23 protein-coding genes and 1 riboswitch are annotated in these 26,469 nt (G+C 40.4%); of the genes, 18 read left to right on the top strand and 5 right to left on the bottom strand.

Going from position 1 to position 26,469, the window contains the following annotated elements:
* Positions 1–52: 52 nt before the first annotated feature.
* Complete coding sequence (locus ACFSR6_RS20500) at positions 53–1,036, top strand: hypothetical protein (RefSeq protein ID WP_379082423.1); 984 nt, start codon at positions 53–55, stop codon at positions 1,034–1,036.
* Between the two features lie 417 nt (positions 1,037–1,453).
* Here ACFSR6_RS20500 and ACFSR6_RS20505 read toward each other — a convergent pair whose 3' ends face one another.
* From ACFSR6_RS20505 to ACFSR6_RS20515, 3 genes are read right to left on the bottom strand one after another with little or no spacing between them, the layout of a single operon-like run.
* Positions 1,454–2,068 (bottom strand): rhomboid family intramembrane serine protease, encoded by a 615-nt coding sequence (locus ACFSR6_RS20505; RefSeq protein WP_379082425.1) that lies wholly within the window; start codon positions 2,066–2,068, stop codon positions 1,454–1,456.
* 8 nt (positions 2,069–2,076) lie between these two features.
* Positions 2,077–3,816, bottom strand: a complete 1,740-nt coding sequence (locus ACFSR6_RS20510; RefSeq protein ID WP_379082427.1) for a M14 family zinc carboxypeptidase — start codon at positions 3,814–3,816, stop codon at positions 2,077–2,079.
* 30 nt (positions 3,817–3,846) lie between these two features.
* Positions 3,847–4,488: a hypothetical protein gene (locus ACFSR6_RS20515; RefSeq protein ID WP_379082429.1), complete on the bottom strand. Its 642-nt coding sequence runs from the start codon at positions 4,486–4,488 to the stop codon at positions 3,847–3,849.
* Positions 4,489–4,637: 149 nt separating this feature from the next.
* Between ACFSR6_RS20515 and pepT the strand changes: the two genes are divergently transcribed.
* The 3 genes from pepT to ACFSR6_RS20530 all read left to right on the top strand — a co-directional run bounded on the left by pepT (position 4,638) and on the right by ACFSR6_RS20530 (position 7,453).
* Entirely contained in the window at positions 4,638–5,891 is a 1,254-nt protein-coding gene (gene pepT / locus ACFSR6_RS20520) for a peptidase T (protein WP_379082431.1), read from the top strand.
* A gap of 85 nt (positions 5,892–5,976) precedes the next feature.
* Positions 5,977–6,843 (top strand): aldose 1-epimerase family protein, encoded by an 867-nt coding sequence (locus ACFSR6_RS20525; protein ID WP_379082432.1) that lies wholly within the window; start codon positions 5,977–5,979, stop codon positions 6,841–6,843.
* A 184-nt stretch (positions 6,844–7,027) separates the two neighbouring features.
* A complete protein-coding gene (locus ACFSR6_RS20530) occupies positions 7,028–7,453 on the top strand; it encodes a VOC family protein (RefSeq protein WP_379082435.1) in 426 nt (141 codons plus the stop codon).
* A 540-nt stretch (positions 7,454–7,993) separates the two neighbouring features.
* Here the strand turns inward: ACFSR6_RS20530 and ACFSR6_RS20535 are convergent.
* Together ACFSR6_RS20535 and abc-f are read right to left on the bottom strand one after the other, a co-directional pair.
* A complete protein-coding gene (locus ACFSR6_RS20535) occupies positions 7,994–9,286 on the bottom strand; it encodes a protein kinase (protein WP_379082437.1) in 1,293 nt (430 codons plus the stop codon).
* Positions 9,287–9,336: 50 nt separating this feature from the next.
* A complete protein-coding gene (gene abc-f, locus ACFSR6_RS20540) occupies positions 9,337–10,923 on the bottom strand; it encodes a ribosomal protection-like ABC-F family protein (protein ID WP_379082440.1) in 1,587 nt (528 codons plus the stop codon).
* 395 nt (positions 10,924–11,318) lie between these two features.
* Positions 11,319–11,407: riboswitch (TPP riboswitch) on the top strand.
* A 65-nt stretch (positions 11,408–11,472) separates the two neighbouring features.
* On the opposite strand from abc-f, the gene thiS reads away from it, so the two are divergent.
* The 14 genes from thiS to ACFSR6_RS20610 all read left to right on the top strand — a co-directional run bounded on the left by thiS (position 11,473) and on the right by ACFSR6_RS20610 (position 26,468).
* Complete coding sequence (gene thiS / locus ACFSR6_RS20545) at positions 11,473–11,676, top strand: sulfur carrier protein ThiS (RefSeq protein WP_379082443.1); 204 nt, start codon at positions 11,473–11,475, stop codon at positions 11,674–11,676.
* A gap of 74 nt (positions 11,677–11,750) precedes the next feature.
* Positions 11,751–13,634, top strand: a complete 1,884-nt coding sequence (gene thiC, locus ACFSR6_RS20550) for a phosphomethylpyrimidine synthase ThiC (protein WP_379082446.1) — start codon at positions 11,751–11,753, stop codon at positions 13,632–13,634.
* A gap of 6 nt (positions 13,635–13,640) precedes the next feature.
* Complete coding sequence (locus tag ACFSR6_RS20555; RefSeq protein WP_379082447.1) at positions 13,641–14,252, top strand: thiamine phosphate synthase; 612 nt, start codon at positions 13,641–13,643, stop codon at positions 14,250–14,252.
* Complete coding sequence (locus ACFSR6_RS20560; RefSeq protein ID WP_379082449.1) at positions 14,249–14,884, top strand: thiamine phosphate synthase; 636 nt, start codon at positions 14,249–14,251, stop codon at positions 14,882–14,884. The genes ACFSR6_RS20555 and ACFSR6_RS20560 overlap by 4 nt, the downstream gene beginning before the upstream one ends.
* An 11-nt stretch (positions 14,885–14,895) precedes the next feature.
* A complete protein-coding gene (locus ACFSR6_RS20565) occupies positions 14,896–15,666 on the top strand; it encodes a thiazole synthase (protein WP_379082452.1) in 771 nt (256 codons plus the stop codon).
* Positions 15,653–16,777 (top strand): 2-iminoacetate synthase ThiH, encoded by a 1,125-nt coding sequence (gene thiH, locus ACFSR6_RS20570; RefSeq protein WP_379082454.1) that lies wholly within the window; start codon positions 15,653–15,655, stop codon positions 16,775–16,777. Before ACFSR6_RS20565 ends, thiH begins: the two co-directional genes overlap by 14 nt.
* Positions 16,771–17,811, top strand: a complete 1,041-nt coding sequence (gene moeB / locus ACFSR6_RS20575; RefSeq protein WP_379082456.1) for a molybdopterin-synthase adenylyltransferase MoeB — start codon at positions 16,771–16,773, stop codon at positions 17,809–17,811. Before thiH ends, moeB begins: the two co-directional genes overlap by 7 nt.
* 659 nt (positions 17,812–18,470) lie before the next feature.
* Positions 18,471–18,650, top strand: coding sequence for a hypothetical protein (locus ACFSR6_RS20580; RefSeq protein ID WP_138819077.1), 180 nt, complete (start codon positions 18,471–18,473; stop codon positions 18,648–18,650).
* Positions 18,651–18,769: 119 nt separating this feature from the next.
* Positions 18,770–18,943 (top strand): class I lanthipeptide, encoded by a 174-nt coding sequence (locus ACFSR6_RS20585; protein ID WP_183766852.1) that lies wholly within the window; start codon positions 18,770–18,772, stop codon positions 18,941–18,943.
* A gap of 135 nt (positions 18,944–19,078) precedes the next feature.
* Positions 19,079–19,249, top strand: coding sequence for a class I lanthipeptide (locus ACFSR6_RS20590; protein WP_379082460.1), 171 nt, complete (start codon positions 19,079–19,081; stop codon positions 19,247–19,249).
* A 47-nt stretch (positions 19,250–19,296) separates the two neighbouring features.
* Positions 19,297–21,711, top strand: a complete 2,415-nt coding sequence (locus ACFSR6_RS20595; RefSeq protein WP_379082462.1) for a TonB-dependent receptor domain-containing protein — start codon at positions 19,297–19,299, stop codon at positions 21,709–21,711.
* A 2-nt stretch (positions 21,712–21,713) separates the two neighbouring features.
* Positions 21,714–22,922 (top strand): lanthionine synthetase LanC family protein, encoded by a 1,209-nt coding sequence (locus tag ACFSR6_RS20600; RefSeq protein WP_379082465.1) that lies wholly within the window; start codon positions 21,714–21,716, stop codon positions 22,920–22,922.
* 3 nt (positions 22,923–22,925) lie between these two features.
* On the top strand, positions 22,926–23,294 hold the full coding sequence (locus ACFSR6_RS20605) for a LytR/AlgR family response regulator transcription factor (RefSeq protein WP_335319441.1): 369 nt from the start codon (positions 22,926–22,928) through the stop codon (positions 23,292–23,294).
* 12 nt (positions 23,295–23,306) lie between these two features.
* The gene (locus ACFSR6_RS20610; RefSeq protein ID WP_379082467.1) at positions 23,307–26,468 is read left to right on the top strand and encodes a lantibiotic dehydratase; all 3,162 of its coding nucleotides are present in this window, start codon (positions 23,307–23,309) and stop codon (positions 26,466–26,468) included.
* Position 26,469: the final 1 nt, after the last annotated feature.

Raw genomic sequence — 26,469 nt, forward strand, 5'->3', positions numbered from 1 at the left:
GTTGTAATCCCTGCGTTAAAATAAAACATCGTTGCTTAGCCCTAAAAATATAATGGCTAATATTGCAGTGATGAATACCGGCTTATACAATCCTTTCAAAAATTTCGATTTTTTATATAAAACCTGCTTTTTAAGTGGCAAAACTTTTAATTCTCCTGTAATTCAAGTGCCATTGCTCCCAAAATGGTTATTGGAACAGGCAGGCTTAAGCGGCGAAGAGCAGATCCAGTTTTTAGATGAGAGTATCCGCTCGTATAACACTTTGGTTATTCCGGTAAACAGCGAGGTAAATGAGCAGTTTTTAAACCCGCTGGAAGATAAGATCGAGGCGGCTTTTGCAAAAGGTTACGAAGCTGTTTCAGCACTACCCGAACTGGATCTTTTTAACTGGATCGGTAAATTTTTATATGGCTTTGTATATATCGAAATGCATTCGGCTTTGCGCAAAGAAATGACTGCCGATGGGTTAAATATGTCGCAGTCGTTAATGATGAAATTCGCCAACCTGAATTTCATGATGCAGAATCTGTACACCAGTTTGGAATTTGAAGATTTTTTGCCTTGGTCAATCACAGTAGTTAAATTAGAAAACCATGAAACGCCATTCAGTTTCCGCGATGAGATTAATACGCTGACCTTCTCTTTAAAAATGAAAGATTTTGGCATTATTGCCTGTTTGCAGGATAATGGCACTAATAAACGCTATCACCAGGACATTGTTAACGAAATAAAAGGGAAAGCTTTAACTGCCGAGCAGTTTGAAGAGTTGAGTGCCCGTTTTTATTATTCTGCCTACCTTTTTAACCGTTTACCCGAATATACCTTTATGCCTGTTGAAGGCACTATCTATATTGAAGCGATGGCCCTGCGTGGCAACATGACCAAACCACTTTTTGATGTCTGGCAGCATAAAATCTATGCACAGGTGCTGGAAAATTTCTGGAAACCATGGGGATATGTGGTGTTCGAGATTATTAAAAATCCTGATGAGCCGATGAGTTTCTTCGAGAAACCTTATTTACCTACTGCCGGGTAGTTTTAGCCACAGGTTTGCACAGATAACACAGATTTAAATTTTTCGATAGTTGAATTGTAATGGTATAGTCGTCTTGAGGGATAATTTATTGTATAAAAATCAATATAAGTGACAACCCTCTCACGAGTCGTCATTTCGAGCGGAGTGCAACGTAGTCGAGAACCGTGGAGTGCTCAGCGAAGCTAAATCTGTCTCTATAGATTTCTCCATTTCGCTACCGATGAAAAATCGGCGCGCTCCAGTCGAAAGGACGATTCTTCTACAAGAACTGTCAATGGTAGCCTGTTGAACGATAATTTTTTTAAACCCAGATGAATTTACCCATTGCAGATTACATGATGTAGTTACTTGTAAAAAGATCCTTCACTAGCGTTTCAGGATGACCAATGAGAGAAAATGTTCGGGTTGACGGATTAACTATCTCCCACCTGTTAACATGGCAATAAAATTCTGTAAAATGCCAGGGACGAAGATGATCGTAAAAATTAATCCGGTTAGTGCCCCGAAAAAGTGTGCATCGTGGTTGATTCCGTCTCTGGAATTTCTAGACGCATAGTAGCAGTATAAAAGGTAAAGTATTCCAAAAATATACGCCGGAATATCGAATGGGATAAAAAGGATTCTTATTCCACTTTTTGGACTAAACAGAATAAAACTGAAAAGAACAGCACTGATTGCCCCAGATGCACCTAAACTATTGTAATTGAAGTTTTCCTTATATTTAAATATTGTTGGCAAATCACTTAAAATGAGGGCCAAAAGATAAAGTAGACCGAATAAGAAACTACCTATTAACCGTTCCAAGGTAAAAGCAAACGCCATGAAGGTGAACATATTGAAAAAGAGGTGCGTCCAATCGGCATGTATTAAGCCACTTGTGATAACGGTCCAAACTTTATGGCCTCTTGATACACTATAGGGATGTAACATAAACTTTCCATAAAGCGAATGATCGTAGAAAGCGTAAAGACTGGTAATAATGGTAAAAACGAAAATTATGGAGGCAACTGGTGCAATATTGAAATATTCCATTTGGGCGGCTATTTTAAATCAAGTTTAACGTCTGTAACCAAACGCGCAACGGGATATCTGTTGTGTGTTTTTTCGTAATAATCAGAATTTTTATACACAAAATCAAGTTGAGCGGCACCATTCTTTGCAAATTCGGCATCTGATGATTTCTTTGCTTCCAGTTTACTTTTCAGTTCAAGATTGTTTTTTAGCAGCTCTGTTGCAGTATCTTCAAACACATAAGCCGAATAATGCTCTTTCATGTCCAGAATAGAATCGAAAAAATTCCAATTGAAATAAGAATCGGTGGCCTGAGGTTCTAAAGTTTCTATAATATAACGGTTAACAGGCTGGTTAGTATACACTACAAAGTCGCCAGCATAATATTGTAGTTTCTGTTCTACAGTATTCAATTTTACAGCAGAATGAAGGTAATGCCCCTCATAAGGCCTGGTTCCTGTTTTAAAATCGCTGATATAATAACTTTCAACCGCAATTTTCTGATCGGTTTTGAGTTCGCTGATTTTAACATTGTTCAGTTTAAGCAAGGCGATTACGCGGTCCCAGGCTTTGGGAATAATATAGGCAACTGGTTTTTGAATAGAAACTGCAGGCTCGAATTTATTCCACTCTTTTATGGTTTTGGTATAAGGCTTACTGCGATCGTAAAATAAACGGTCGGCACCGCTCACAGTACTTGCCTTTTGTCCGGCTTCAAAACCTTTAAAATTCAGGTCGTTTACTTCAGCTTTATTGAGCTTCCATTCTAAGGGAAATTCCTTTTGCACAGCAACAGCTTCATCTGCTTTGTGTTTATTCTCGCCGATCACTTTAGCATCGCGCTCTACAATCCTGATATAACTATCCAGGAGCTTATAAGTGGCGTCTACGCGTAAATCATACGATTTTAGCATATGGGTTTCAGGCATAAAGCCAATGGTATTATGGAGTGTGGTATAACCTGTTGAGTAACGCGGAGGATCAATAAACCCGGTAATTCCGGTTTCAGGGGTTTCGCCGATCGAGTTTACATAAGGAATCATCGGATAACCTGCTTTCTCCATTTGTGCATACAGATCTGGCAGGAGGGTTTTGGTTAAATAACCCGCAAGTATGGGGTTAAGCTTATCTTTTTGCGTAGGGATAAGCGTCATCACATATTGATAATCGGCGCCATTGCTGGTATGGGTATCTACAAATATTTCGGGCTGCCAGGTATTAAAGATCTGTTGAAATGCTGCCGAATTCTTCGAATCGGTTTTAATAAAATCACGGTTCAGGTCGAGGTTCTTGCTATTTCCCCTAAAACCATAAGCAACCGGCCCATTCTGGTTAGCCCTTGATGTTCCGCTGCGATTAAAGCTTCCATCTATATTGTAGATGGGAATGATGCAGATGATCACATCTTTTGGCAGTTTATCGGCCCTAAGCAGGTCGCGGGCCAGCATCATCGAGGCATCTATCCCCTCAGGCTCGCCCGGATGAATCCCATTATTGATCAATAAGATCCTTTTATTTTGCTGCCTGATCTTTACCGGATCAAAAACCTGATCACGTGATAAAACCAGTACATGTAATGGCTTTCCAAAATCTGTTTGCCCATAGGTCAACAGTTTGGCCTGGGGATAAGTTTTAGCCAGGTTTTCGTAATAAGATATTGCTTCAGTGTAGGTTGTTGTTTCGGTTTTGCCACTTAACTCGAAAGGGGTCTTTTGTGCGATGGCTTTTAGCCGCATCGATAGCAAACATAACACAAAGAATTTTCTCATGCTTTAAAGCTAAGAAATGAAACGCTGTTATTAAAGGGTTTTACGATAAGATTTAATCCTGCCCAGCATGTACTTAAAACCAATGGTATAGGTGTTGTAAACATCGGGTGAATTGTTTTTAAATTTAGTGCTCGAGTCGTTATAACCATCCAAACCTTCTCCCAAAGTGAAGTTTGATTGTGCATTGATATTGATGATATAGCGCATGTAACCATAACCATCGTTAATGAAATAGTTAAATCCTAAATTTAAAGGCACCCATAAGTTAATGCTTTTATCATCTCCCGGAAAAGGACCGTAACCAGGGTCAACAGCGGCCCAGGCCGGTTTATACCTCACAATATCAGTTATTCTATTTTTGATGGCACCAACACCCATCCCAACATACAAACCCCTAATATTGTACAAGAACTCACTTTTATCATAATCAACCAGCTCGCCAAGCATCAATTTCGCATTTGCAGAAATAGCCATATATTTATTTACAAACTGGCGGTTGTGGGGGTCGGTTACAATATCGCCTCCCTGAATCATTCCATACTGCCCTTCAAGTCCTACTGTAACAAATGGGGTGATATGATAATCGAATACGCCATAAGCTGTGTAGCCAAAGCTTCCTTTATAAACATCGGTGTAAGATTTGTTCACCCCAGCACCAAAGCCGTACGACATTTTAAAATAGTTTGACTGGGCATAAGAAAAGCTTCCAACAAAAACAAGCAAAAGGGTTATATACGTAGCTCTCAGCAAATTAAAAATCATATTGTTTTTTTACAAAAATAATATGTTTATCGAATATCTATAACTTTTACCTTTGAATTATGAGTACATACAGCAACTTTAACAAAACATTAGAAGCACGTTTTATCAAATATGCAAAGATTGATACGCAATCTGATCCGGATTCTCCTACATGCCCTTCAACATTAAAGCAAAAGAATTTAGGGAGGGAATTGGTGCAGGAATTGTTGGAAATCGGCGTTTCAGATGCAGAAATGGACTATAATGGCTATGTGTATGGTACAATCCCTTCAAATTCGGATAAGCAATTGCCCGTAATTTTTTTCTGCTCGCACATGGATACTTCGCCTGATTGCAGCGGTGAAAATGTGAAACCGATTGTTCATGACAAATATCAAGGACAAGACCTGATCTTGCCTGACGACCCTAAAATAGTGATCAAAATGGCCGACCATAAAGACCTGAAGCACCAGATCGGCAATGATATTATTACGGCCAGCGGAACCACTTTATTGGGTGCAGATAATAAAGCCGGTTTAGCTGAAATTATGGAGGCGGCTACCTTTTTTATGAAAAACCCAGAGGTGAAACATGGCACCATTAAAGTGCTTTTCACTCCTGATGAAGAAATTGGCCGGGGGGTAGATAAAGTTGACTTAAAAAAACTGGGTGCCGATTTTGGTTATACCATTGATGGTGAAACGCTCGGTTCTATAGAAGATGAAACATTTTCTGCAGATGGTGCTACGCTTAAAATTTATGGTGTAAGCACCCACCCGGGTTTTGCAAAAGGAAAAATGGAAAGTGCCATTAAAATCCTGGCAGAAATTTTGAGTGCATTACCAAAAGATACGCTAACTCCTGAAGCGACGCATCAAAAAGAGGGTTTTATCCATCCCGTAAGCATACACGGGCAGGTAGAAGAAGCCGAAGCGCAATTTATCATCCGCGATTTTACCAATGAAAAATTAGCTGCACACGGACAGTTTTTAGAGGAAACGGTAAAACGGGTGCTGGCAAAATATCCAAAATCAAGCTATACTTTAGAAATTAAGGCGCAATACCGGAATATGAAAGAAATACTTGATCAGCATCCAAAAATTGTACAATACGGAATTGAGGCCATTGAGCGTGCAGGTGTGGTAGCCAGGCAGCAAAGTATCCGCGGTGGAACGGATGGATCAAGGCTATCTTATATGGGTTTACCTTGTCCGAATATTTTTGCCGGAGAACATGCTTTTCATAGCAAACAAGAATGGGTAAGTGTACAGGATATGGAAAAAGCAGTACAAACGATTATTAATATTGCCTGCATCTGGGAAGAACGGGGTTAGTCTGGAATCGACTCAGACTTATGATTATCCTTATTTTAAAATAAGATATTTTTAAGCACATCCTTTTGATAATTTAGATTTGCAAATGATTACTCTCGAAAACGACTATATTAAAGTTAGCCTGGCTGCTAAAGGCGCAGAACTCCAGGGCTTATTCAGCAAAGAAACCGGATTGGAATATTTATGGAGTGCAGATCCCAGGTATTGGGCAAAGCACAGCCCGGTTTTATTCCCTATTGTTGGCTCCTTAAAAAACAACAGTTTTAATTACCAAGGTAAAAACTACGAACTGCCAAGACACGGTTTTGCACGCGATCATGTTTTTAACTCCGAAAAAATAAGCGAAACCGAAGCCGTTTTTACTTTGAGCCAAAGTGAGGAAACCTTAAAAGTTTATCCTTTTTATTTTGAGCTGAAGCTGAAATATGAATTGACAGACCGTAAGCTGAAATTATCTTACGAAGTAAGCAACACGGGTACCGGGGAACTGCTGTTTTCATTGGGTGCACATCCTGCATTTGCTGTCCCTAATACCCCTGATACGGTTTACGAAGATTATTACCTCGATTTTAATACCGACGAGAAATTAACTTACTGGAAGCTTGATGATGGCCTGGTTGCAGATGAAACCGACAGTATCGAACTAAATTCTCATAAACTGCAGCTTAAACATAATCTGTTTTACAACGATGCACTGGTTTTTAAAACTTTGCAAAGCAATCGCATTAGTTTATTGAATACCAAAAATGATTACGGCCTTCACTTTCATTTCGAGGATTTTCCTTTCTTTGGAATATGGGCAGCAACCGATGCTCCCTTTATATGTTTAGAACCATGGTGCGGTGTGGCCGATGGTGTTAACCACGACCAGGAACTGGAGCACAAGGAAGGCATAATAAAGTTGGCTGTTGGCGAAAAATGGTCGAGATTTTGGGAGGTAGAATGTTTTTAACCTGATTTTTCCTGCTCTTAGTGAAGATATAAATGTTGAAAAGATATCTTTTAGTATCGATGTGCACAGGTTTTGGGCTTTGATATTAATGTTCGTGTCAAACTGCCCTCAAAGTTGTCCTATATACACCCTTTTTCTTGTTCTTAACCGCTGTAACTTAGTTTTCAACAAAATAAATAAGATTATGGCAACTATGCACCCTTACTTAAACTTCGATGGCAAGGCCGAAGAAGCGTTTAATTTTTATAAATCGGTTTTTGGCGGAGAATTCACCTTCTTTGCAAAAATGGGCGATGCACCTGATTCAGATAAACTATCAGAAGAGGAGAGAAACCGTGTAATGCATGTGGCTTTACCCATTAACAAACACACCACTTTAATGGCATCTGACTGCGTACCTTCTGCCGGACATGTGTTTAAAGAAGGCAATAACATGTATATCAATATCCAGGCCGACAGCCGTGAGGATGCCGATCGTTTATTTAATGGTCTTTCTGCCGGTGGCACCATTGAAATGCCCATAGAAGACATGTTTTGGGGCGATTATTTTGGTAGTTTCAAAGATAAATATGGTATTCAGTGGATGGTAAACTTTAGCAACCGGAGCTAATAAACCCATCACCTGCTTAAAGTTTTTCTGAAAAAGTGGCCATCATTTCGAGGGCTAATTTATATGTAAAAATCAAAATATGAGTGACGTTTAATTATTGACCTTGTGCGATATGTAATTTCCCTCTTTCAGAGGGATGTCCGCAGGACGGGGTGTTTTATTAGTCTTCGCCAGACAGGCTTCTTTCTTTTTGATGTCAAAAAGACCAGCGTAGCTAGCTTGAGTGCAATTAGAAGACATAAAAGCTTATGAAAAAACAAAAAACACCGGCTGAAAATTTTTCTTTCGAAGCTAGTAGGTTGGCTTGAGCAGTACAGCCCGAAAAATTTGTTAGGCCGGGTTTAAGTGAAACGGAGATACTGTGCCATGGCCTAACGAGGCGGAAATACATGTAACCAGACAATACATTAAATATCAATAAGTTACAAAAGAATACCAATAATAGCGGAGTGAAGAGATCTATGGTTAATGCAGCCGATAGATCTCTCTCTACCCGCAATGGGCAGGCATTTCGCTGCGCTTCAGGAGATGACGATTTTTCTATTGTAACGCATCAACTAATTCCTTAAAACCAGGCCTATTTAAAGGCACAAGAACCAAACATGCGTCTCTAAGTCCACTGATCATTTTATCAACCTCTTCACTCACCTCTTCATCTTTTAGTGACAGTAAGTCGTCAAGTAAATAACCATAAGCACTTACTTCTATCCGTTCCAATGCACTTGCCATTTTAGCGGATTTATCGTAAAAGCTGGCCGCACCAAAATCACCGAACAAAGTACTGCCATCATCATCAATTAATGTGTTGTGTGCATATAAATCGCCATGCATAATACCTGCTTCGTGCAATTGTGCGCCCAATGAGGCTATGGTTTTAGCAATGCCTAGGATTTGTTTTTCAGAAAGTTTTCGATCAGCAGGAAAAACATCCCTGGTGCAGCTTTCTAAACTTGGTGGATTGCCGAGATTATAAAAATGATTCGGGATTAAATCCATCACCAATCCCTTTTTTTCTTCAGGATGGGAGGCAATCTGGCCGATCAGGTTTACCAAACCCGGGTGGTAACCCGCAGCAATATAAGCTGTCATTTCATCTTCCTGTAAACCATCACTGGTCACATTACCCTTAAATATTTTAACTGCCACTTCGCTGGTTTCATTTCCAATGGTTCTGTTGGCTTTCGAAATCATACCTGAAGCCCCTTCGCCCAACAGATGGCTGATTTCTAAATCATGCCAGTTGATCAGTGAAAGTGTTTCAACTGCCGGCGTTTTGCTAAAATTATTGCCCGAAAATGCAATCCACGATAGTTTTGGCAGTTGCGTGATCCATTGCGGCAATTCATATAGTTTATTCGCCGCTATCCGTAATAATGCCAAATTCTGGCAATTGCTCAGTTCTTCGGGCAATGTTGATAAACGGTTGCCCGAAAGCATCAGTTTTTGCATCCTTTTGCAAAGACCGATTTCCTTTGGGAGTTCAGCAATGTTGTTATTCGTTAAAATTAACCAGCGGATATTCGGATTGATCGACTTTGGGGGTACGATTTCGATCCGGTTGGATTTAAAACCGACAATATCCAGCAAAGGGCAATCGGCCAATACTTCAGGTAAAACCGAAAAAAGATTTTCGGAACAGAAAAAAATCCGCAACTTTTTTAACCGGCCGAAACCTGTTGGTAAAGCGCTTAATTTGTTAAAAGATAAATCCAGCACTTCCAATGTATCTGCCAGCTCAAATATTTCCTCCGGAAACTCGGTCAGGTTTTCAGAAAGTTTTAACGATACAGCTCCTTTAAGTTCGCCACGTTGTAGTGCTAACAGGTTTTGCATAGGTATACGGGGTTTAATAATCCTGAACGAAGATAAGGCTATATATTTATTTAAAAGCGAATGACATGTTCTATCTGTACCTGATTGAGAAAATATTCATCGTGTGAGATAACCAACAGTGTTCCCTGATATCCGTTAATAGCTGATGTTAAAATTTCTATATTCTGGATATCGAGGTTATTGGTGGGTTCATCCAATATCAATAAATCTGGCGATTGGTTGCCGATAGTTAATGAACAGAGGATCAACCGCATTTTTTCGCCACCGCTTAAGGCTGAGCAGGGCTTGTCCCAGTCGGCTTTGCTAAATAAAAACCGGTTTAAGCGGATTTTAACTTCATGCTCTTGCAAAGCACCCGAGTTGTATTGCTGAGCCTGCTCATAAACCGTGAGTTGATTATCGATCATCGAATAATCCTGATCAATATACATAGCGCTAACACCTGACCGGTTTAAACTTCCCATCAAGGGCTGCAGCTGCCCCAAAATAAGCTTGATCAGGGTGGTTTTACCCGATCCATTCCGACCTTTAACCGCATAACGCCTGCCACTAAAAATCTGAAAGCTGACAGGCTCTTTCCAGAGTAACCGACCATTAAAGGCAAAATTAACCTCCTTAGCTTCAACAATGCTTTTCCCTTTGTGAAGCGCAGCCGCATTAAAACCGATTTTCATTTTATCTGCATCGGGCAGTACAGACCGGAGCTGGCTTAATTCAGCAGAAATATGACCTAGCTTTTCTGTGTGAACACTTTTCAGTTTTGCCGTACTTTTTTCTGCATTATTCTTTAACGTGTTCATTGAAATGGTTGGTAATCCGGCTTTTTCTTGTTTTTTCTTCCCTTTTGCATCAAGCTTCTGTTGTCGCTCAAGCGATTCCCGTTCCACTTCTTTAGCCTTACGCAAAGCTTTTTCTTTCGCTTTTAAATCGTTGTTCAATGCCTCATTTTCAATTTTCTTTTGGGTAGTATAGAAATCGTAATTTCCGCCATACAGCGTTATTCCCCGCTGACTTAGTTCGCAGATTTTCTCCATTTGGTTCAATAAAGTCCGGTCGTGGCTCACGACCACTAAAGTAACCCTGGCAGACCGGATGTAATCGTATAGCCGGCTTCTGCCTTCCAAATCCAGGTGATTGGTGGGTTCATCCAGCAAAACAATAGCAGGGCGGTGTATGGCAATACCGGCTAAAAATACGCTGGTTTTTTGTCCGCCACTTAAACTTTCCATTTTTTGATTTAAATCTAAACCTTCCAGTTGCCAAAAACTTAAAGCCTCCGAACTTCGTTCTTCGATGGTCCAATCGTCGTTAAGTATCCCCAGGTTCTCATCGCTTACTTTTCCGTTAAGGATTTCGTTCAGTGCTTTTAGTTTATCTTCTATCCCGAGTGCCTGCGCAATAGTAAAATCATTGAACTGGCCGAAAAGCTGTGGAACATAATAAGGTGCCGATTCTGTTTTAGCATGTCCGGCAGTTGGCAGGAGTTTACCCGCCAAAATTTTTAAAAGTGTAGATTTTCCGGCTCCGTTATTGCCAATGAGTGCAATTTTTTCGTATTTGTTGATGGTGAGATTTAAATCTGAAAACAGTAAATCTCCATTAGCATGGATATAGCCAGCCCCTTGTAGATTAAGCATAAATTTCTTTTTTATCGGTAAATAATTGCAGGAACGGAAGCGCTCTGCCTGTTATCTATTTTCTGAAAAGAAATGAATCTTACATGGATCGGGGATTTTGATGATGGTGCAAAGATAGTGATTTTTTTTACGTTTTAGCGAAAAGCGGTTGGCCAGTTCTAGTCTTTAGTCTGAAGTTAGCAGTCTGATCAGCCAAAAATCGGGCGTTCATTCCCGCCAATTTGTCATCCTGAGTATAAAGAAGGATCTTTATTTTAAATATCTTTGCAGCTGTATTTCGTTATTTAAAGGTTCTTCATTGCATTCAGAAGGGCAAAAATATTATCGCCAACAAAATATAGATTTTATCTATATAAACTTTTATTTGCATTAAAAATTTAATCACATATCTTTACAAAAAACTTTAGGGGTGCCTACGTGCTGAGAAATACCCTTTGAACCTGATGCAGTTAGTACTGCCGAAGGGAAAAGTGAAAGCAATCTTATAATTGCTGTCTTTTCGATCTCCATTTTGGGGCAATCTCTATAGTTTTTCCAATTTTTTAAAATATGGAAGTAACTATAAACAATCAAAACTATCGGCTCAACGAAACCTGTTCCATCGAACAGATGCTTGCTGCTGTGATTTCAACGGAGACAAATGGCCTTGCCATAGCCGTTAACCAGACCATCATTTCCAAATCTGTCTGGCATACCTACCTATTAAACCCAGGCGACCAGGTTATACTCATTAAAGCCACGCAGGGGGGATAACAGAATGAAAACAAAAGGTCTTCGATTATTCTCTCATTCAGTCATTCAATTTTCTCTCCTCCAATCAATCTAATATGAAACAAGAAAAAACACCAAATCAGGAAGTTATCAGCCGCAGTCCATTTCCGGCTTCACGTAAAATATTTGTACCGGGCAAAATCCACGATATCCGGGTGGCCATGCGCGAAATCAGCTTAACCGAAACCAAAATTCACAATGGATTTGGCCTTACCGAACCCAATCCCCCGGTAACAGTCTATGATACCAGCGGCCCTTATACCGATCCAAATGTGGTTATTGATGTACGGAAAGGGCTTCCAAGGTTAAGGGAACAATGGATTAAAGACAGACAGGATGTAGTGCAGCTCAATCAACTATCATCTGCTTATGGACAGCAACGCCTTGCAGATGATAAACTTGATACTTTACGTTTTAACTATACCAAGAAACCTTATAAAGCCCAGCCAGGAGCCAACGTATCTCAGATGCACTATGCCAAAAAAGGTATTATTACTGCCGAAATGGAATACATTGCCATTAGGGAAAACCAGCAGATCGAACTATTAAATGCCCAATTGGGCGATCAGCACGAGGTGATGAGCCAACAGCACCAGGGCAATAGTTTTGGCGCCAATACGCCTAGGGGATATATTACCCCAGAATTTGTCCGGGATGAAGTGGCTGCCGGACGTGCGGTAATTCCATGTAACATTAACCACCCTGAACTGGAGCCAATGATTATTGGCCGTAATTTCCTGGTGAAAATTAATGCCAATATTGGTAACTCTGCGGTTACTTCTACCATCGAAGAAGAGGTAGAAAAAGCCGTTTGGGCCTGCAGATGGGGCGCCGATACCATTATGGACCTTTCTACAGGAAAAAATATCCACGAAACCCGCGAATGGATTATCCGAAATTCTCCGGTACCCATTGGCACCGTTCCCATTTACCAGGCCCTGGAAAAAGTAAACGGCAAAGCGGAAGACCTCACCTGGGAAATCTTCCGCGATACACTGATTGAACAGGCCGAACAGGGTGTCGATTATTTTACCATCCATGCCGGTGTACTGCTCCGTTATGTGCCGTTAACTGCGAAAAGAATTACCGGAATTGTTTCGCGTGGCGGATCGATCATGGCAAAATGGTGTTTGGCACACCACAAAGAAAACTTCCTTTATACACATTTTGAAGAAATTTGCGAGATCATGAAAGCTTATGATGTTGCTTTTTCTTTAGGTGATGGTTTAAGACCGGGCTGTATTGCCGATGCCAACGATGCCGCACAGTTTTCAGAGCTCGAAACCCTGGGCGAGCTGACCAAAATTGCCTGGAAACATGATGTACAAACCATTATAGAGGGACCGGGGCATGTACCCATGCACCTGATCAAAGCCAATATGGAAAAACAGCTCGAACATTGTTCAGAAGCTCCTTTTTATACTTTAGGCCCCCTTACTACTGATATTGCACCTGGTTATGATCACATTACTTCGGCCATCGGTGCAGCTATGATCGGCTGGTTTGGAACGGCGATGTTGTGCTATGTTACACCTAAAGAACATTTAGGCCTTCCGAACAAAAAAGATGTAAAAGACGGGGTAATTACCTATAAAATTGCTGCACATGCGGCCGATCTGGCCAAAGGTCATCCTGGTGCACAATACCGTGATAATGCATTGAGTAAAGCGAGGTTTGAGTTTAGGTGGGAAGACCAGTTTAATTTATCGCTCGATCCGGATACGGCAAAAGAATTTCATGACGAAACCCTGCCTGCAGAAGGAGCTAAGATTGCGCATTTCTGTTCGATGTGCGGGCCAAATTTCTGTTCGATGAAAATTACCCAAGATGTGCGCGACTATGCCTCAAAACAAGGTGTAGCCGAAGAAGAAGCACTGGCCAAAGGCATGCAGGAGAAATCAAAAGAATTTACCGAAAAAGGAAGCGAAATTTATTCATAAAATGCGATGGAACTGTTTGTAATTGCGCATCCGAAAATTTTAAAAGGTGAAACCTTATTGGTAAACCAGCTTTTTGATGCTGGTTTACCTGTATTTCATTTGCGCAAACCCCTAGCAGATGAGGCAACACACCGAAAATTTATAGAAGGTATTTTGCCCGAGTACCATAACCGCATTGCTTTACATCATTTCCACGTACTGGCCAATGATTACAATATCAACAGATTACACCATACCGAAAGTTTTAGGAAGAACAGTACAGTAGGCGATTTTTCAAAATCTTACACATTCAGCACCTCCATACACCAGCTGGCAGAAGTTGACCACCTTGGTCAATACCATTACAGTTTTTTTGGCCCTGTTTTCAACAGTCTTTCCAAACCCGGATATACCGGAATTGTTGATGCCGGTTTTAGCGTAAACAAGCCAAAAACCACAAAGTTAATTGCGCTTGGCGGTATTGGCCTGAACAATATAGACCAGGTAAAAAAAATGAATTTCGATGGTGTTGCGCTATTAGGCAGCATCTGGAACGATCCTTCGCAGGCGCTAACTACTTTTAAGAAAGCCCAGGCCAAATGCCAGGCTTATGCTCAAAATTTAACAATAAAACAATGATTCAGCCTTTACAATATATTTCGCAAGCCCCTAAAACAGGTACCCATATCGATGCCATTGAGCAAGTACTCCAGGCGGGTGGGAAGTGGATCCAGCTCCGGATTAAAAACCAACCCGAAGCCGAAATTCTCCCTTTTGCAAAAGCTGCTCAAGCCTTATGCGAAAGGCATGGAGCCAAACTGATTATAAATGATTACCCACACCTGGCAAAAGCCGTAAACAGTTATGGTGTGCATTTGGGGCTGCAGGATATGCCTATTCTCGAAGCCAGAAAAATTATCGGCAAACACCAGATCATTGGAGGTACAGCAAATACTTTCGAACACATCAGGCAAAGGGTAACTGAAGGTGCCGACTACATCGGTTTGGGTCCATTCAGGTTTACGCGTACCAAAGAAAACCTAAGCCCTATTGTGGGTTTGGAAGGCTACCAAAAGTTAATGCAAAAAGTGAGAAAAGCCGGAATCACCACGCCGATTATCGCCATAGGAGGCATAGAAGCCAATGATATTCCAGCGATACTCGAAACCGGAATTTACGGAATTGCCATCTCGGCAGCACTCACCAACCTAACAGAAACGGCTTCCGTTCTTGAAGATATCAACAGTAAATTCAGTATTCATTCGATTTAAAAATTACAGCAATGTTAACCATAGCAAATCAAACCTTTAGCTCACGCCTCTTTACCGGAACCGGAAAATTCAGTTCGGCCAAAGAAATGGAAAGCGCCTTAATTGCTTCGGCTTCCGAATTGGTTACGGTAGCCCTTAAACGTGTGGATTTAAAAGGAAAGGACGATGATATTCTCCACCACCTCAAATACCCGCACATTAATTTATTGCCCAACACTTCTGGGGTACGCAATGCAAAGGAGGCCGTTTTTGCCGCTCAACTGGCACGCGAAGCCTTAGAAACCAACTGGATCAAGCTGGAAATCCACCCAGACCCTAAATACCTCATGCCCGATCCTATTGAGACTTTAAAAGCCACCGAAGAACTGGCCAAACTTGGTTTTGTTGTGCTGCCTTATATCCATGCCGACCCGGTTTTATGTAAACGTTTGGAAGAGGTAGGCACAGCTGCTGTAATGCCCCTTGGCTCTCCGATTGGCAGTAATAAGGGATTAAAAACGATCGATTTTTTGGAGATTATCATTAGCCAGAGCAGGGTACCGGTAATTGTGGATGCAGGTATTGGAGCGCCATCTGATGCAGCTAAAGCCATGGAGATCGGTGCAGACGCCGTTTTGGTGAACACAGCCATTGCCATAGCAAAAGACCCTACCAATATGGCTGTAGCCTTTAAACTAGCCGTTGAAGCCGGCAGAATGGCTTTCGAAGCTAAATTAGGTACTCCCCAACATTATGCTGCAGCAAGCAGCCCACTAACCGCGTTTTTAGATGAAGAGTTTTAACGAGGTATTCGAAACCTACAATTGGGACGATACCAAAGCCAGTATTTACGATAAAACAGCCGCCGATGTAGAACGGGCTTTAAGCAGCACACAACGGGATCTGGAGGATTTTAAAGCGCTTGTTTCGCCTGCAGCACTACCTTACCTCGAAGAGATGGCGCAGATCAGTCAGCGGTTAACTTTAGACCGCTTTGGCCGGGTAATACAGCTATATATACCGCTTTATCTTTCTAACGAGTGCAATAATATCTGTACTTATTGTGGCTTTAGTTATGACAATAAGGTAAGAAGGAGAACGCTCACTCCAATGGAAATTATGCAGGAAGTAGCGGTAATTAAAGACATGGGTTACGACCACGTGCTGCTGGTTACAGGCGAGGCCAACCAAACGGTGCATACTGACTATTTTAAAAAAGTATTGGATCTGATCAGCCCGCATTTTGCCCATATTTCAATGGAAGTACAACCTTTGGATGTGGCCGATTATGAAACCCTGATCCCACATGGTTTAAATACGGTATTGGTTTACCAGGAAACCTATCATCAGGAGGATTACCGGAAACATCACCCGAAAGGTAAAAAATCGAATTTTTTATACCGGCTGGAAACACCCGACCGTTTAGGGCAGGCCGGCATTCATAAAATGGGACTTGGCGTACTCATCGGCTTGGAAGACTGGCGCACAGACTCATTTTTTACGGCCCTGCACCTGTCTTATCTCGAAAAACAGTATTGGCAAAGCAAATTTAGCATTTCTTTCCCGCGGTTGCGGCCTTTTAGCGGGGGGATGGAGCCAAAAGTGGCCATGAACGATAAAGAATTGGTGCAACTGATCTGCGCTTACCGCTTATTTAACAGCGAAGTGGAATTGTCTATTTCTACCCGCGAAACGGAGGCATTCAGAAACCAGGTAATTAAATTAGGGGTAACTGCCATTAGTGCCGGCTCTAAAACCAATCCAGGCGGTTACAAAGTAGAGCCTCAATCTTTAGAGCAGTTCGAAATATCTGATGAACGTTCGGCACAGGAAATTGCAGCAATGATCAGAAAACAAGGCTACGAGCCGGTTTGGAAAGATTGGGATATGAGTTTGATCAGTAAATCATGTTAGTAAAAGAAGAACTGAACCGCTATAACAGGCAGATAATCTTGCCTGAATTAGGCTTAAATGGCCAGGAGATGTTAAAAGCCGCTACCGTATTGGTAATTGGCGCCGGCGGTTTAGGCTGTCCGGTGTTGCAATACCTGGCTGCAGCCGGTGTTGGCACAATCGGAATTGTAGATGATGATGTAATAGAACTGAACAACCTGCACCGGCAGATTTTATATAATCATACCGATATCGGCTTATCAAAGGCAAAAACTGCCGCAGCAAAACTCAAATTGCTTAATCCGCATGTGGCATTCACGGCATACCATGAACGTTTTAAGGCAGATAATGCAATAAATATTTGCCAGGATTATGAACTGGTGATCGATTGTTCGGATAATTTTACCACCCGTTACCTGGTTAACGATACCTGTGTAAATTTAAATAAAACACTCATTTTCGGCTCCATTTTACAATTTCAAGGGCAGGTTGCTGTATTTAATCATCACGGAGGACCAAATTACCGGGATCTTTATCCGGCACCACCAACCGAAAACATCAACTGTGTGGAGGGTGGGGTAATTGGTATCCTGCCCGGAATAATCGGTTTGTACATGGCCAATGAAGCCCTAAAGCTGATCTGCAACATCGGCGAAAACCTTTCTGGAAAATTAATGACGATTGATGCATTGAACAATATGGTATCTGTGTTCAAAATTGCATATGAAAAACACCCCGAAATAGCCAAGCCCACGGCTAAAACAATAAAGGAAATTGATAAATCAACCTTAGATCAATGGCTTTCAGCAGAGGCAGATAAAATTTTCCTGATCGATGTACGCGAAGATTACGAACATGAAGAAAACAATATTGGAGGGGTAAATATTTCTTTATACGAATTAAGCGGTTCGCTGGCTTCTATTCCCAAAAACAAAAAATTAGTCTTTTACTGTCAAAGCGGCCAACGGAGCAAAATAGCGGTACAAGTACTGGAAGGAAGTTATGAAGGGGAAGTTTACAGTTTAAAGGGAGGGTTATTGGTTCATTATTCATAGCCACCTTATAAATTCACCCTTTCTCACCTATCTCTTTTATAAACATCCTCATCCCTGAGGAAGAAAACGCAGTGCTTATTGCATCCCCAACCAAAATACATTGAAATCTTTTTCCCCAGCGGCGAGGAAAGATCATCAGTAATACCACGATTGCGAATTTTTTACCAATGAGTTTTACCGATTCTATAATGCCTGCTGTTATTAAAAACAGATTACAAAACCCCAATTATTGCTAAGCGTATCCGGTTTATTACTCCATGAAATGGGCTTAAACACCAGGAATTAAGACTACAAATTTCCACCTCTCCGCCTCAAACTGATATCACTATACACGCCGTATGATAAGAAAGTCAAACCCGGCTAATTATTAATGTGTGATATATCTCTGATTTGGTCATGAAAACCTATCATTTGGTCGAATATATTCTATGGAATAAAATCAAAAGTGAATGTTTGTATCATAAACAACAAACAAAAACTATTATGAAACACAACTTAAACAACACTGAAGAACTAGAACTCAAAAGAGAAATCATCACATGTGAAAATGTTAAATGTGGAATAGCTAACAAAGACAATACTGTAATAGGTGACACATTAACAATGACCACAACCATGACAGGTTTCGCAATTTAAAAACTTAAAAAAAATTATCCATTATGAAAAAGTATGAATTTAACCCAGAAAGTAATGAAGAAGATTTTCGCCCCTTTATGGATGATGAGTTAGGAATGATCTTGGGTGGAGGGGGCGAAGAACAATTTCTTCACTATTTAAAAGAAGAACACCGTAATCAATTCGATCAGAACGACGGCAGTTTTCAAAAGTTTAATCACTGACTGCGCTGGCCCCGTAGTTAGCATTAATAAACCCAGCATAATACTCATACCGGTTAGAGCAATTAAATGGGAAAACAACTTAATCAAATCAATTAAAAATCATTTAAAAATTAAACATCATGAAAAAAGTTAATTTATCAGAAAAAGTACAATTAGACAAAGAAATCATTTCAAAATTGAGCGAAGATCAATTAAAAGAAATCGAAGGTGGAAACGCAGCTGAATTATCATGCTGGTCAGATTCTTGCAAAAACAACACTAAAGCTTCTGTTGAAGAAGAAATAGGAGGCTAAGAACCTTTAAAGAGTGTGCCGCTTAGACCCGGCGCACTCTTTATTAATCAAAATCAATTCTCACATTTAATATTACCCCAATGCTCTGGGGTATTGGCCTAAACGATAAGATTTAAATCATATTAATCTATTAACATGAAAAAGGTAAAGTTATCAAATAAAGCGCAATTAGAAAAAGAAATTATTGCAGAACTAAGTGAAGATCAGCTAAAAGAGATTCAGGGCGGTAATGCAATAGCGTTTTCTTGTTGGGCAGATTCCTGTAAAGGCCCCACCAAAGAAGAACAGGACGCTATTAGCGATTAACTGGCCCTATCTATCTACTTATAAAACTACCCTATATCATCAGCACTATGAAAAAGAGAAAAAAAACCTCCGTCCCGTATTTAACGCTCCTAACCCTTTTTATATTATCAGGCATTAATTTCGCTTATGCCCAGGGAAAAATAAAAGGAAGGGTTATCGACGATCAAAAAAAGGGGATTCCCTATTCTAGTGTTGCATTATGGAATGCCGGGGGAAGCGCACTGATAAAAGGCGCGATTACCGATCTTGAAGGATTATTTAGCGTTGAAGCAAAACCTGGCGAATACACACTCATATTAAGCAATATGGGCTTTATTAAATCGACAAAAAAAATTGTAATGACCGCCAATAAAGATTTAGAATTGGGCGAAATTACCCTGAACACCGATGTTCAGAACCTGCAGGAAGTTAAAGTTGTGGGAAATAAATCTTTTATACAGCAAAAAACAGATCGGATTATATTAAATGTTGGCGAAAGTGTGCTTGCAGCGGGCAACGATGCCTATAGCATCATCGGCATGGCACCTTCCGTACAGATGATCAATGGCAACATCTCTATGGAAGGAAAATCGAATGTGTTGATTATTCTCGATGGAAAAAAAATACCTAATGCAACCTTATCTAACATTTTAAGTTCTATACCCGGCGATCAGATTGACCGCATAGAGCTGATTACGAATCCATCATCAAGATATGACGCAAGTGCCAGTGGAGGTGTAATCGAAATTCACACCAAAAGAAGCAAAAAAATAGGCTGGACAGCCAATACCGGTGGAAACCTGACCCAAGGTTACCGGTTTGGGGGTGGTGCAAACGCCGGCTTAAGAATCGGCGCACCTAAATACGATTTTACATTGAACGGCAGTTATGGGAAACGTGGCCATATCGAAAAAGGCTACGACAACAGGATACTGTTCCAGGGCATAAACCGTGTTGGTGATTTTAGCCAAACGGTAGATATTTCTGATGGCGCATCGGCTGATGGAAGTATTAATGCCAGTTTAAATTATTATATCAATAAAAAGAATACCATTGGTGCCGATTATACTTTCGTAAAAGCACACATGTATGGAAAAGGTGATGTAAATGCGCTGATCAATCAGCCAGGAAGTTCTAGCAGGATCAACACTTTCAATGATCTGGACCTGAAGGTAGATTTTGCCAATTATGATGTCTTTTACAAACTCGATTTAGACACTATAGGTTCTAACTTGTTGGTAACAGCCAACTATACCAATTACATCAGCAACCAGAACCAACAGTTTAACCAGGATAAATTTAACAATGGGGCTGCAACTCCTGAGCTTTCATTATTCAGGAACAGGGCATCATCCAATTACGATATCTACACCACTTCATTAGATTATACACAAAATATTAATCCGGCATTGAAACTGGAAAGCGGTTTAAAATATACCTATACCAGCAATAACAGTCACCAAAACCCCGCTAATTTTATTAATAATCAATGGCAGGAAACGGGTAGTATTTTTAACAACCTGGGTTATAAGGAACAAATCCCTGCAGCTTATTTTAACCTGAATTACGAAGTAGGCAAATTTAATTTTCAGGCGGGTTTAAGGGGCGAATACACGCAGTACAAGGTGGTAATGGGTTTAGACTCTAATTATTTTAACCTGTTTCCCAACATCAGGGCCGATTATAAGGTGACTAAAAATTACACCACATCATTAGCTTACGCAAAAACCATTAACCGTCCGTCGTATGATGACCTGATTCCATACGAGCTTTACATCGATAATTACACCCTTACCAGGGGAAACGCATTGCTCAGGCCAGAGTACCAACACGCTTTTACATGGTCTAACTTATACCAAAAATATAGTCTCCGCTTCGGATACACTCAAACTGAAAACGCAATTATGAGCACCGTTTTATACGATCAGAACTCTTTAAAATTTATAAAAACAAAAGCGAATTTCCTAAAAAACCATTTGGTAAGTGCCAGTTTAGGGTTCCCCATTAAACTTGCTGCCTGGTGGAACACCAATAATCGCCTTTCAGGCTATTACCAGAACATCCGTTTCCCGGATCCGGTAGCAAATGCCAGTATTATGATCAGGGAGAAATATTATTTTACAATTAGCACAAACCATACCTTTAAAATTTCGCCAACCGTTTCAGCAGAGCTGTCTGCCTCTTACGAATCGCCAACCATTTCGGGTATTTACGATTACGAAGGCTATTCGAATGTAACAGCAGGAATCAGGAAGAAGATATTTAATAACCAAGGGTTTATCAAGTTTGATGTAAGTGATATCTTTTACAAGAACAATCAGCTCCTGTCTACCAATATTGTTCCCTTAATAACAGAAAGTATACACCGGGTAGATACAAGAAGAGCGAGAATTGCCTTTGGATACAATTTTGGCAAAATTGGTAAAGACAGGCGTGTACAAACAAATAGTAACAGCGATGAGCTGGGAAGGTTAAAATTATAATTATGGAAGCTGTTTCTAATAACTTGGGAAAAATTAATACACAAATACTTTTACCAGAAATTATTGACCTGGTAAACAAACATGCACTCGATACGCTACCTAATTTTGGTGTTGGCCATGGTAAAGGCGGGGCCGTTCTCTTAAACTGCCTATATGCAAGTTATACAAAAAACGAAATTTATTATGCTGCCGCCGAAAGGTTTTTGGAGGCGGCCTTTGATGATCTTAACCCATCCAGGTATAAATCTACCCTTACCTCAAACTATTACCTTGATATTGCCGAATTTGGCAGTCTCCTGATCTATCTCGAAAAAGAAGGCCATATAGAAGAAGACTATACCTCTTTTAAGCGGCAGATTGATGATTTACTGGCTGAAAGGGTAAAAGAAAATATTGCTGAACGCAACTTTGGGATGTCTAAAGGGGCCATAGGGATTGGTTTCTACCTCATTAATAGGGCATCATCATCAACTGTTGCCCAAAAAGCAGTATTGCAGATCCTTTATGCACTTGATGAATTAAAAGAAGGTAATGAGGTTAACGGATATTTCTGGACTACACACTATTTTAGCGAACCCAGGGTTTATACAGGTTTGGCGCATGGAAGTGCCATGGTACTCAATTTTTTATCTTCGGCTAGCGAGGCAGGCATTGAACCTGAAAAATGTGCTGAATTAATGCATTATGGCTTAAAATTTCTATTGCAGAACCGCATGGACAGCCAGTTGTTTACCTCCGTTTTTCCATTGTGGATCAAAGAGCCCGAAAAAATAATTAATCATTGCCTTGTTTATGGCGATATCGGAACGAGTTATGCGATCATCAGGGCAGCCCAAATTTTAAAGGATGACGATTACCTGGCAGAAGGTATACAGATTGCACTCGAAACCATCAAAAGAAAAACAAAAGAAGAAACTTTTTTAAACGATGCGTCTGTTAAGTACGGAGTATGTTCGCCCTGTTTAATTTACAGCAGGATTTATGAGCTTACCGGAATTGAAGCGTTTAAAAAAGCTTCGGCTTACTGGGAAGCACAAATTCCCTCGTATGCTACCGGGCGAAATAAATATTTAGGCTTTAAATCCTTTTTCTTTGGCGAGTACGATAATGCGCAGCTTGATTTAAACTTTGGTTTAATCGGTATCGCCTTAACCATTATGCAATGTACTTCAGATCGTTATAAGATTAATCAATTTACCTGGCTCCATTAATCAATGAAATTTAACTGCATAATACTAGATGATGAACCACTTGCCCAGGAGCAGGTGGAAGCATATATTTCGCAATGTGATGAACTCGTTTTATTGGGAAAAGTAAGCAGCATGCAGGGCTTAGAGCGCCTTTTGAATATACATAAGGCAGATATTTTATTTTTGGACATCAAATTTAGGGGTGGCGATATTAATCAGATTGCAAAACTCAAGATTAAAGACTATATTATAATCGTTATTACGGCGCTCTCTCACAAACATTTGGATGAGTATAATTTAAAGTTTGCCCGGGACATCTTGTTTAAACCATTTTCTCTTGAGAGTTTTAAAGAAAGCCTTAATAAAGTAATTCCATTTAAAGCAGTAAAATAAAAAACTCAAACTATGGGAAACAACATCAAGCCTTTTGATTTTTACTTAATGCGCCTTCCTGCCAAAAGCTTAAACGCTGTTTTAGCTCTAAACAAAATAGAAAACCGGAGTGCTTTTATACAGGAAATATACCACCGGTACCAATCCGGAGAACTACAGGATGCCATTTACCTGGCCAGTCCTGAATTGCATGCAGAAGTAATAAAATGGCTTGATGGCCCTGCTGATACCATAGACGATAAACTGCTGGTTACCCTTTATAAATACCTGCTAAGAATGGGTACAAGGGCAACTCCTTATGGTTTGTTTTCAGGATATAATACCGGTAAAATTACCGAAAAGGGGAGCGAACTTAAATTAAAAGCACCCGAAAGCCGCCTAACCAAATATACCCGTTTAGATATGAATTACATTTCGGAACTGGTTAGATCGCTGCTTAAAAATGATCATATCAAAGCCAAACTGATCTTTAAAGTCAATAACAGTTTGTATAAAATAGGCGGTGTTTACCGTTATTTTGAATATAAATTCATCAATAAAAAACGTCATTACTATGTAGTGGCCATTAAACATTCCAGATACATTCAGTGCCTGATAGAGAAAGCCAATGCCGGCGCAAGCTATCAGTTTCTACTTGATGAATTAACCCAACTGAACCTTAAGGTTGATGAGGCCAAAAATTATCTTGATAGTGTAATAGATGCACAGATACTGGTATCAGAGCTTGAACCAACAGTTACAGGGGATGAGTTTTACAAAAAACTAACCCAGATCCTTAAAAGCAATAATCCCGATCATTCCAGCATTTCGGCGCTGACTGCCATTGAAGATCATCTGCTTCAGCCGAAAGATTTTGTTAAAACCTGCAACCAGGTCCATCACATCATTAAAGAAAATTTCCCCTTATCGCATGCAAAGGATTTGGTTCAGACCGACCTTCACATCGGGATGGATCATAACCATATTAATATTGGGGTAATGGATATTCTTGCTTCAGAAATGCAATCGCTTTCTGTGTTAAACGAAAACAAAACACCTGCAAGGATCAAGAATTTCATCAAAAAATTTACGGAACGGTACGAAGATCAGGAAATCGAACTTCTGGAAGCGCTTGATAACGATGCAGGAGTTGGTTATGATAAGGCCGGAACCGGTAACAATAACCATGCACCATTAATTGATGATTTAGTGCTTAACGGTACTGCTTCTGCAAAAAACATCAGTTGGAACAATTACAGGGAATTGGTTTTTAATAAGTTCTTAGAAAGCAGCAGGAACCACGGCAACCCTGTGGTTTTAACCGATAACGATTTAAATGGGATAGGTAAAAAAGATGAACAGCAAATTCCTTCAACTTTTTATGCTATCGGTAATTTCGTGAGCAAAAATACCGAAAGCCTGGATAATGGCGATTTTAAATTTAACCTCAGCGCTTGCTGCGGACCTTCTGCACTGCCATTATTGGCCCGCTTTGCGCAAAACGACAATTTTTTAGCCCAAAAATTAAAAGAATGCGCACAGCTTGAAGAGAAAGACCTGGAGGGAACCGTAATAGCCGAAATTGTACACCTGCCCGATTCGAGGGTAGGTAATATTTTACAACGCCCACAGTTAAGGGGATACGAAATCCCTTTTTTGGGTACTTCTTCGCTACCAAATGACAGGCAGATCCCGGTTTCAGACCTGATGATTTCGGTAAGCAACAACGAAATTAAACTTCGTTCAAAACGCCTTAACAAAACGGTGATCCCGCGGCTCTCTTCAGCACATAATTATAACAACGGAATAGCCGTATATAAATTTTTATGCGATCTGCAGCACCAGCACGGCGCTTACAACATCAGTTGGGACTGGGGGATTTTAAATGATCAGCCTTATTTGCCCAGGGTAGAATATAAACATTTCGTTTTGAGCCGTGCAAGATGGAAAATAACCCCTGATGTGTATGCAGAAGCCAAAGCCATTAACACTCCGCAACAGCTTAACCTTTTCCTCGCCAAGTATAAACTGCCAACCAAAGTAGTTTCAATAGAGGGCGATCGCGAACTGTTGATTGACTTTAGCAGTGTTTTAGGTCTTGAGTTGCTTACACAAAATCTTAAAAAAAGTACCGTCATATTATACGAGTTCCTGCATCAGGATGATCATGCTTTAATACTTGATGATGCTGGTGAAAATTTTATCAACGAGGTGATCATTCCTTTCCGTAAAGAAACACCGGCACAAAAACAGGTAAAAAGTGCGCCTGTTAACACACATCATTTGCCACGTAAATTTAACCTGGGCTCGGAGTGGACTTATGTTAAAATATACTGCGGCTCTAAATGGGCAGAGAAAATTTTAACAGATTATATGCTGCCCCTGGTAAACACTTTAACCAACGAAGGTTTGATAGAAAAATGGTTTTTCTTAAGGTACCACGATCCTGAAGGCCATTTAAGGATCCGCTTTTTGCACCCTGATAAGTCCGAAACAATGGCCAATATTATTAGCCGGATCAATGATGGCCTGAAACAACTGGCAGAAGAGCGGATTGTACATAAAATCCAGTACGATACCTATAAACAGGAAGTTGAACGTTACGGAACGCACACGATGATCTTCAGCGAGTCGGTATTTTATTACGATAGCAAGGCCATCATCAATTTTCTGAATATGATCGAAGGTGATGAAGGCGAATATTACCGTTGGTTGTTTGCGGCCCGCAGCATTGATATTTTAATGGGCGATTTCGGTCTGGATAATGAACAAAAACTTAAACTCGCCACCAGGATGCAGCAGGCTTTCTTCAGCGAATTTGGCGGAAGCGCGGGTCTTACTTTGCAGCTTAACAACAAATACAGGGCCGTTAGCAAAGCTCTCAGTGGCTTTTTAAACGGAGATGATGATACTGAAGAGGTTGCAGATGCGGTTAATCTTTTCAAAATCCGCTCGGCAGAGAATATAAGGGCTTATGACGCCTTAAGAACAGAATATGCCCTGCAGCACCCAGATCTTGGCCTTGATGCTGAGTTGACAGAAATTCTTCCGAGTTACATCCACATGTCGCTGAATAGAATTTTTGTAACCAAACAGCGCACCCACGAACTCGTAATTTATCATTACCTGACCAAATATTACCAAGGCATAATCGCCAGAAACAAACAAAAAGCATTAACCACTAACCTATACTGAT

It is taken from the genome of Pedobacter vanadiisoli, assembly GCF_042684385.1.
GTDB lineage: Bacteria > Bacteroidota > Bacteroidia > Sphingobacteriales > Sphingobacteriaceae > Pedobacter > Pedobacter vanadiisoli.

Bases quoted from the DNA above. Each gene is read 5' to 3' on its own strand.
- ACFSR6_RS20590 (WP_379082460.1), top strand. From the start codon at position 19,079: ATGAAAAAGGTAAAGTTATCAAATAAAGCGCAATTAGAAAAAGAAATT.
- ACFSR6_RS20565 (WP_379082452.1), top strand. From the start codon at position 14,896: ATGTTAACCATAGCAAATCAAACCTTTAGCTCACGCCTCTTTACCGGA.
- ACFSR6_RS20595 (WP_379082462.1), top strand. From the start codon at position 19,297: ATGAAAAAGAGAAAAAAAACCTCCGTCCCGTATTTAACGCTCCTAACC.
- thiH (WP_379082454.1), top strand. From the start codon at position 15,653: ATGAAGAGTTTTAACGAGGTATTCGAAACCTACAATTGGGACGATACC.
- ACFSR6_RS20585 (WP_183766852.1), top strand. From the start codon at position 18,770: ATGAAAAAAGTTAATTTATCAGAAAAAGTACAATTAGACAAAGAAATC.
- ACFSR6_RS20555 (WP_379082447.1), top strand. From the start codon at position 13,641: ATGGAACTGTTTGTAATTGCGCATCCGAAAATTTTAAAAGGTGAAACC.
- ACFSR6_RS20535 (WP_379082437.1), bottom strand. From the start codon at position 9,286: ATGCAAAACCTGTTAGCACTACAACGTGGCGAACTTAAAGGAGCTGTA.
- ACFSR6_RS20530 (WP_379082435.1), top strand. From the start codon at position 7,028: ATGGCAACTATGCACCCTTACTTAAACTTCGATGGCAAGGCCGAAGAA.
- thiC (WP_379082446.1), top strand. From the start codon at position 11,751: ATGAAACAAGAAAAAACACCAAATCAGGAAGTTATCAGCCGCAGTCCA.
- ACFSR6_RS20605 (WP_335319441.1), top strand. From the start codon at position 22,926: ATGAAATTTAACTGCATAATACTAGATGATGAACCACTTGCCCAGGAG.
- ACFSR6_RS20525 (WP_379082432.1), top strand. From the start codon at position 5,977: ATGATTACTCTCGAAAACGACTATATTAAAGTTAGCCTGGCTGCTAAA.
- ACFSR6_RS20510 (WP_379082427.1), bottom strand. From the start codon at position 3,816: ATGAGAAAATTCTTTGTGTTATGTTTGCTATCGATGCGGCTAAAAGCC.
- ACFSR6_RS20600 (WP_379082465.1), top strand. From the start codon at position 21,714: ATGGAAGCTGTTTCTAATAACTTGGGAAAAATTAATACACAAATACTT.
- ACFSR6_RS20515 (WP_379082429.1), bottom strand. From the start codon at position 4,488: ATGTCGTACGGCTTTGGTGCTGGGGTGAACAAATCTTACACCGATGTT.
- ACFSR6_RS20580 (WP_138819077.1), top strand. From the start codon at position 18,471: ATGAAAAAGTATGAATTTAACCCAGAAAGTAATGAAGAAGATTTTCGC.
- ACFSR6_RS20500 (WP_379082423.1), top strand. From the start codon at position 53: ATGGCTAATATTGCAGTGATGAATACCGGCTTATACAATCCTTTCAAA.
- ACFSR6_RS20505 (WP_379082425.1), bottom strand. From the start codon at position 2,068: ATGGAATATTTCAATATTGCACCAGTTGCCTCCATAATTTTCGTTTTT.
- ACFSR6_RS20610 (WP_379082467.1), top strand. From the start codon at position 23,307: ATGGGAAACAACATCAAGCCTTTTGATTTTTACTTAATGCGCCTTCCT.
- thiS (WP_379082443.1), top strand. From the start codon at position 11,473: ATGGAAGTAACTATAAACAATCAAAACTATCGGCTCAACGAAACCTGT.
- pepT (WP_379082431.1), top strand. From the start codon at position 4,638: ATGAGTACATACAGCAACTTTAACAAAACATTAGAAGCACGTTTTATC.
- moeB (WP_379082456.1), top strand. From the start codon at position 16,771: ATGTTAGTAAAAGAAGAACTGAACCGCTATAACAGGCAGATAATCTTG.
- ACFSR6_RS20560 (WP_379082449.1), top strand. From the start codon at position 14,249: ATGATTCAGCCTTTACAATATATTTCGCAAGCCCCTAAAACAGGTACC.
- abc-f (WP_379082440.1), bottom strand. From the start codon at position 10,923: ATGCTTAATCTACAAGGGGCTGGCTATATCCATGCTAATGGAGATTTA.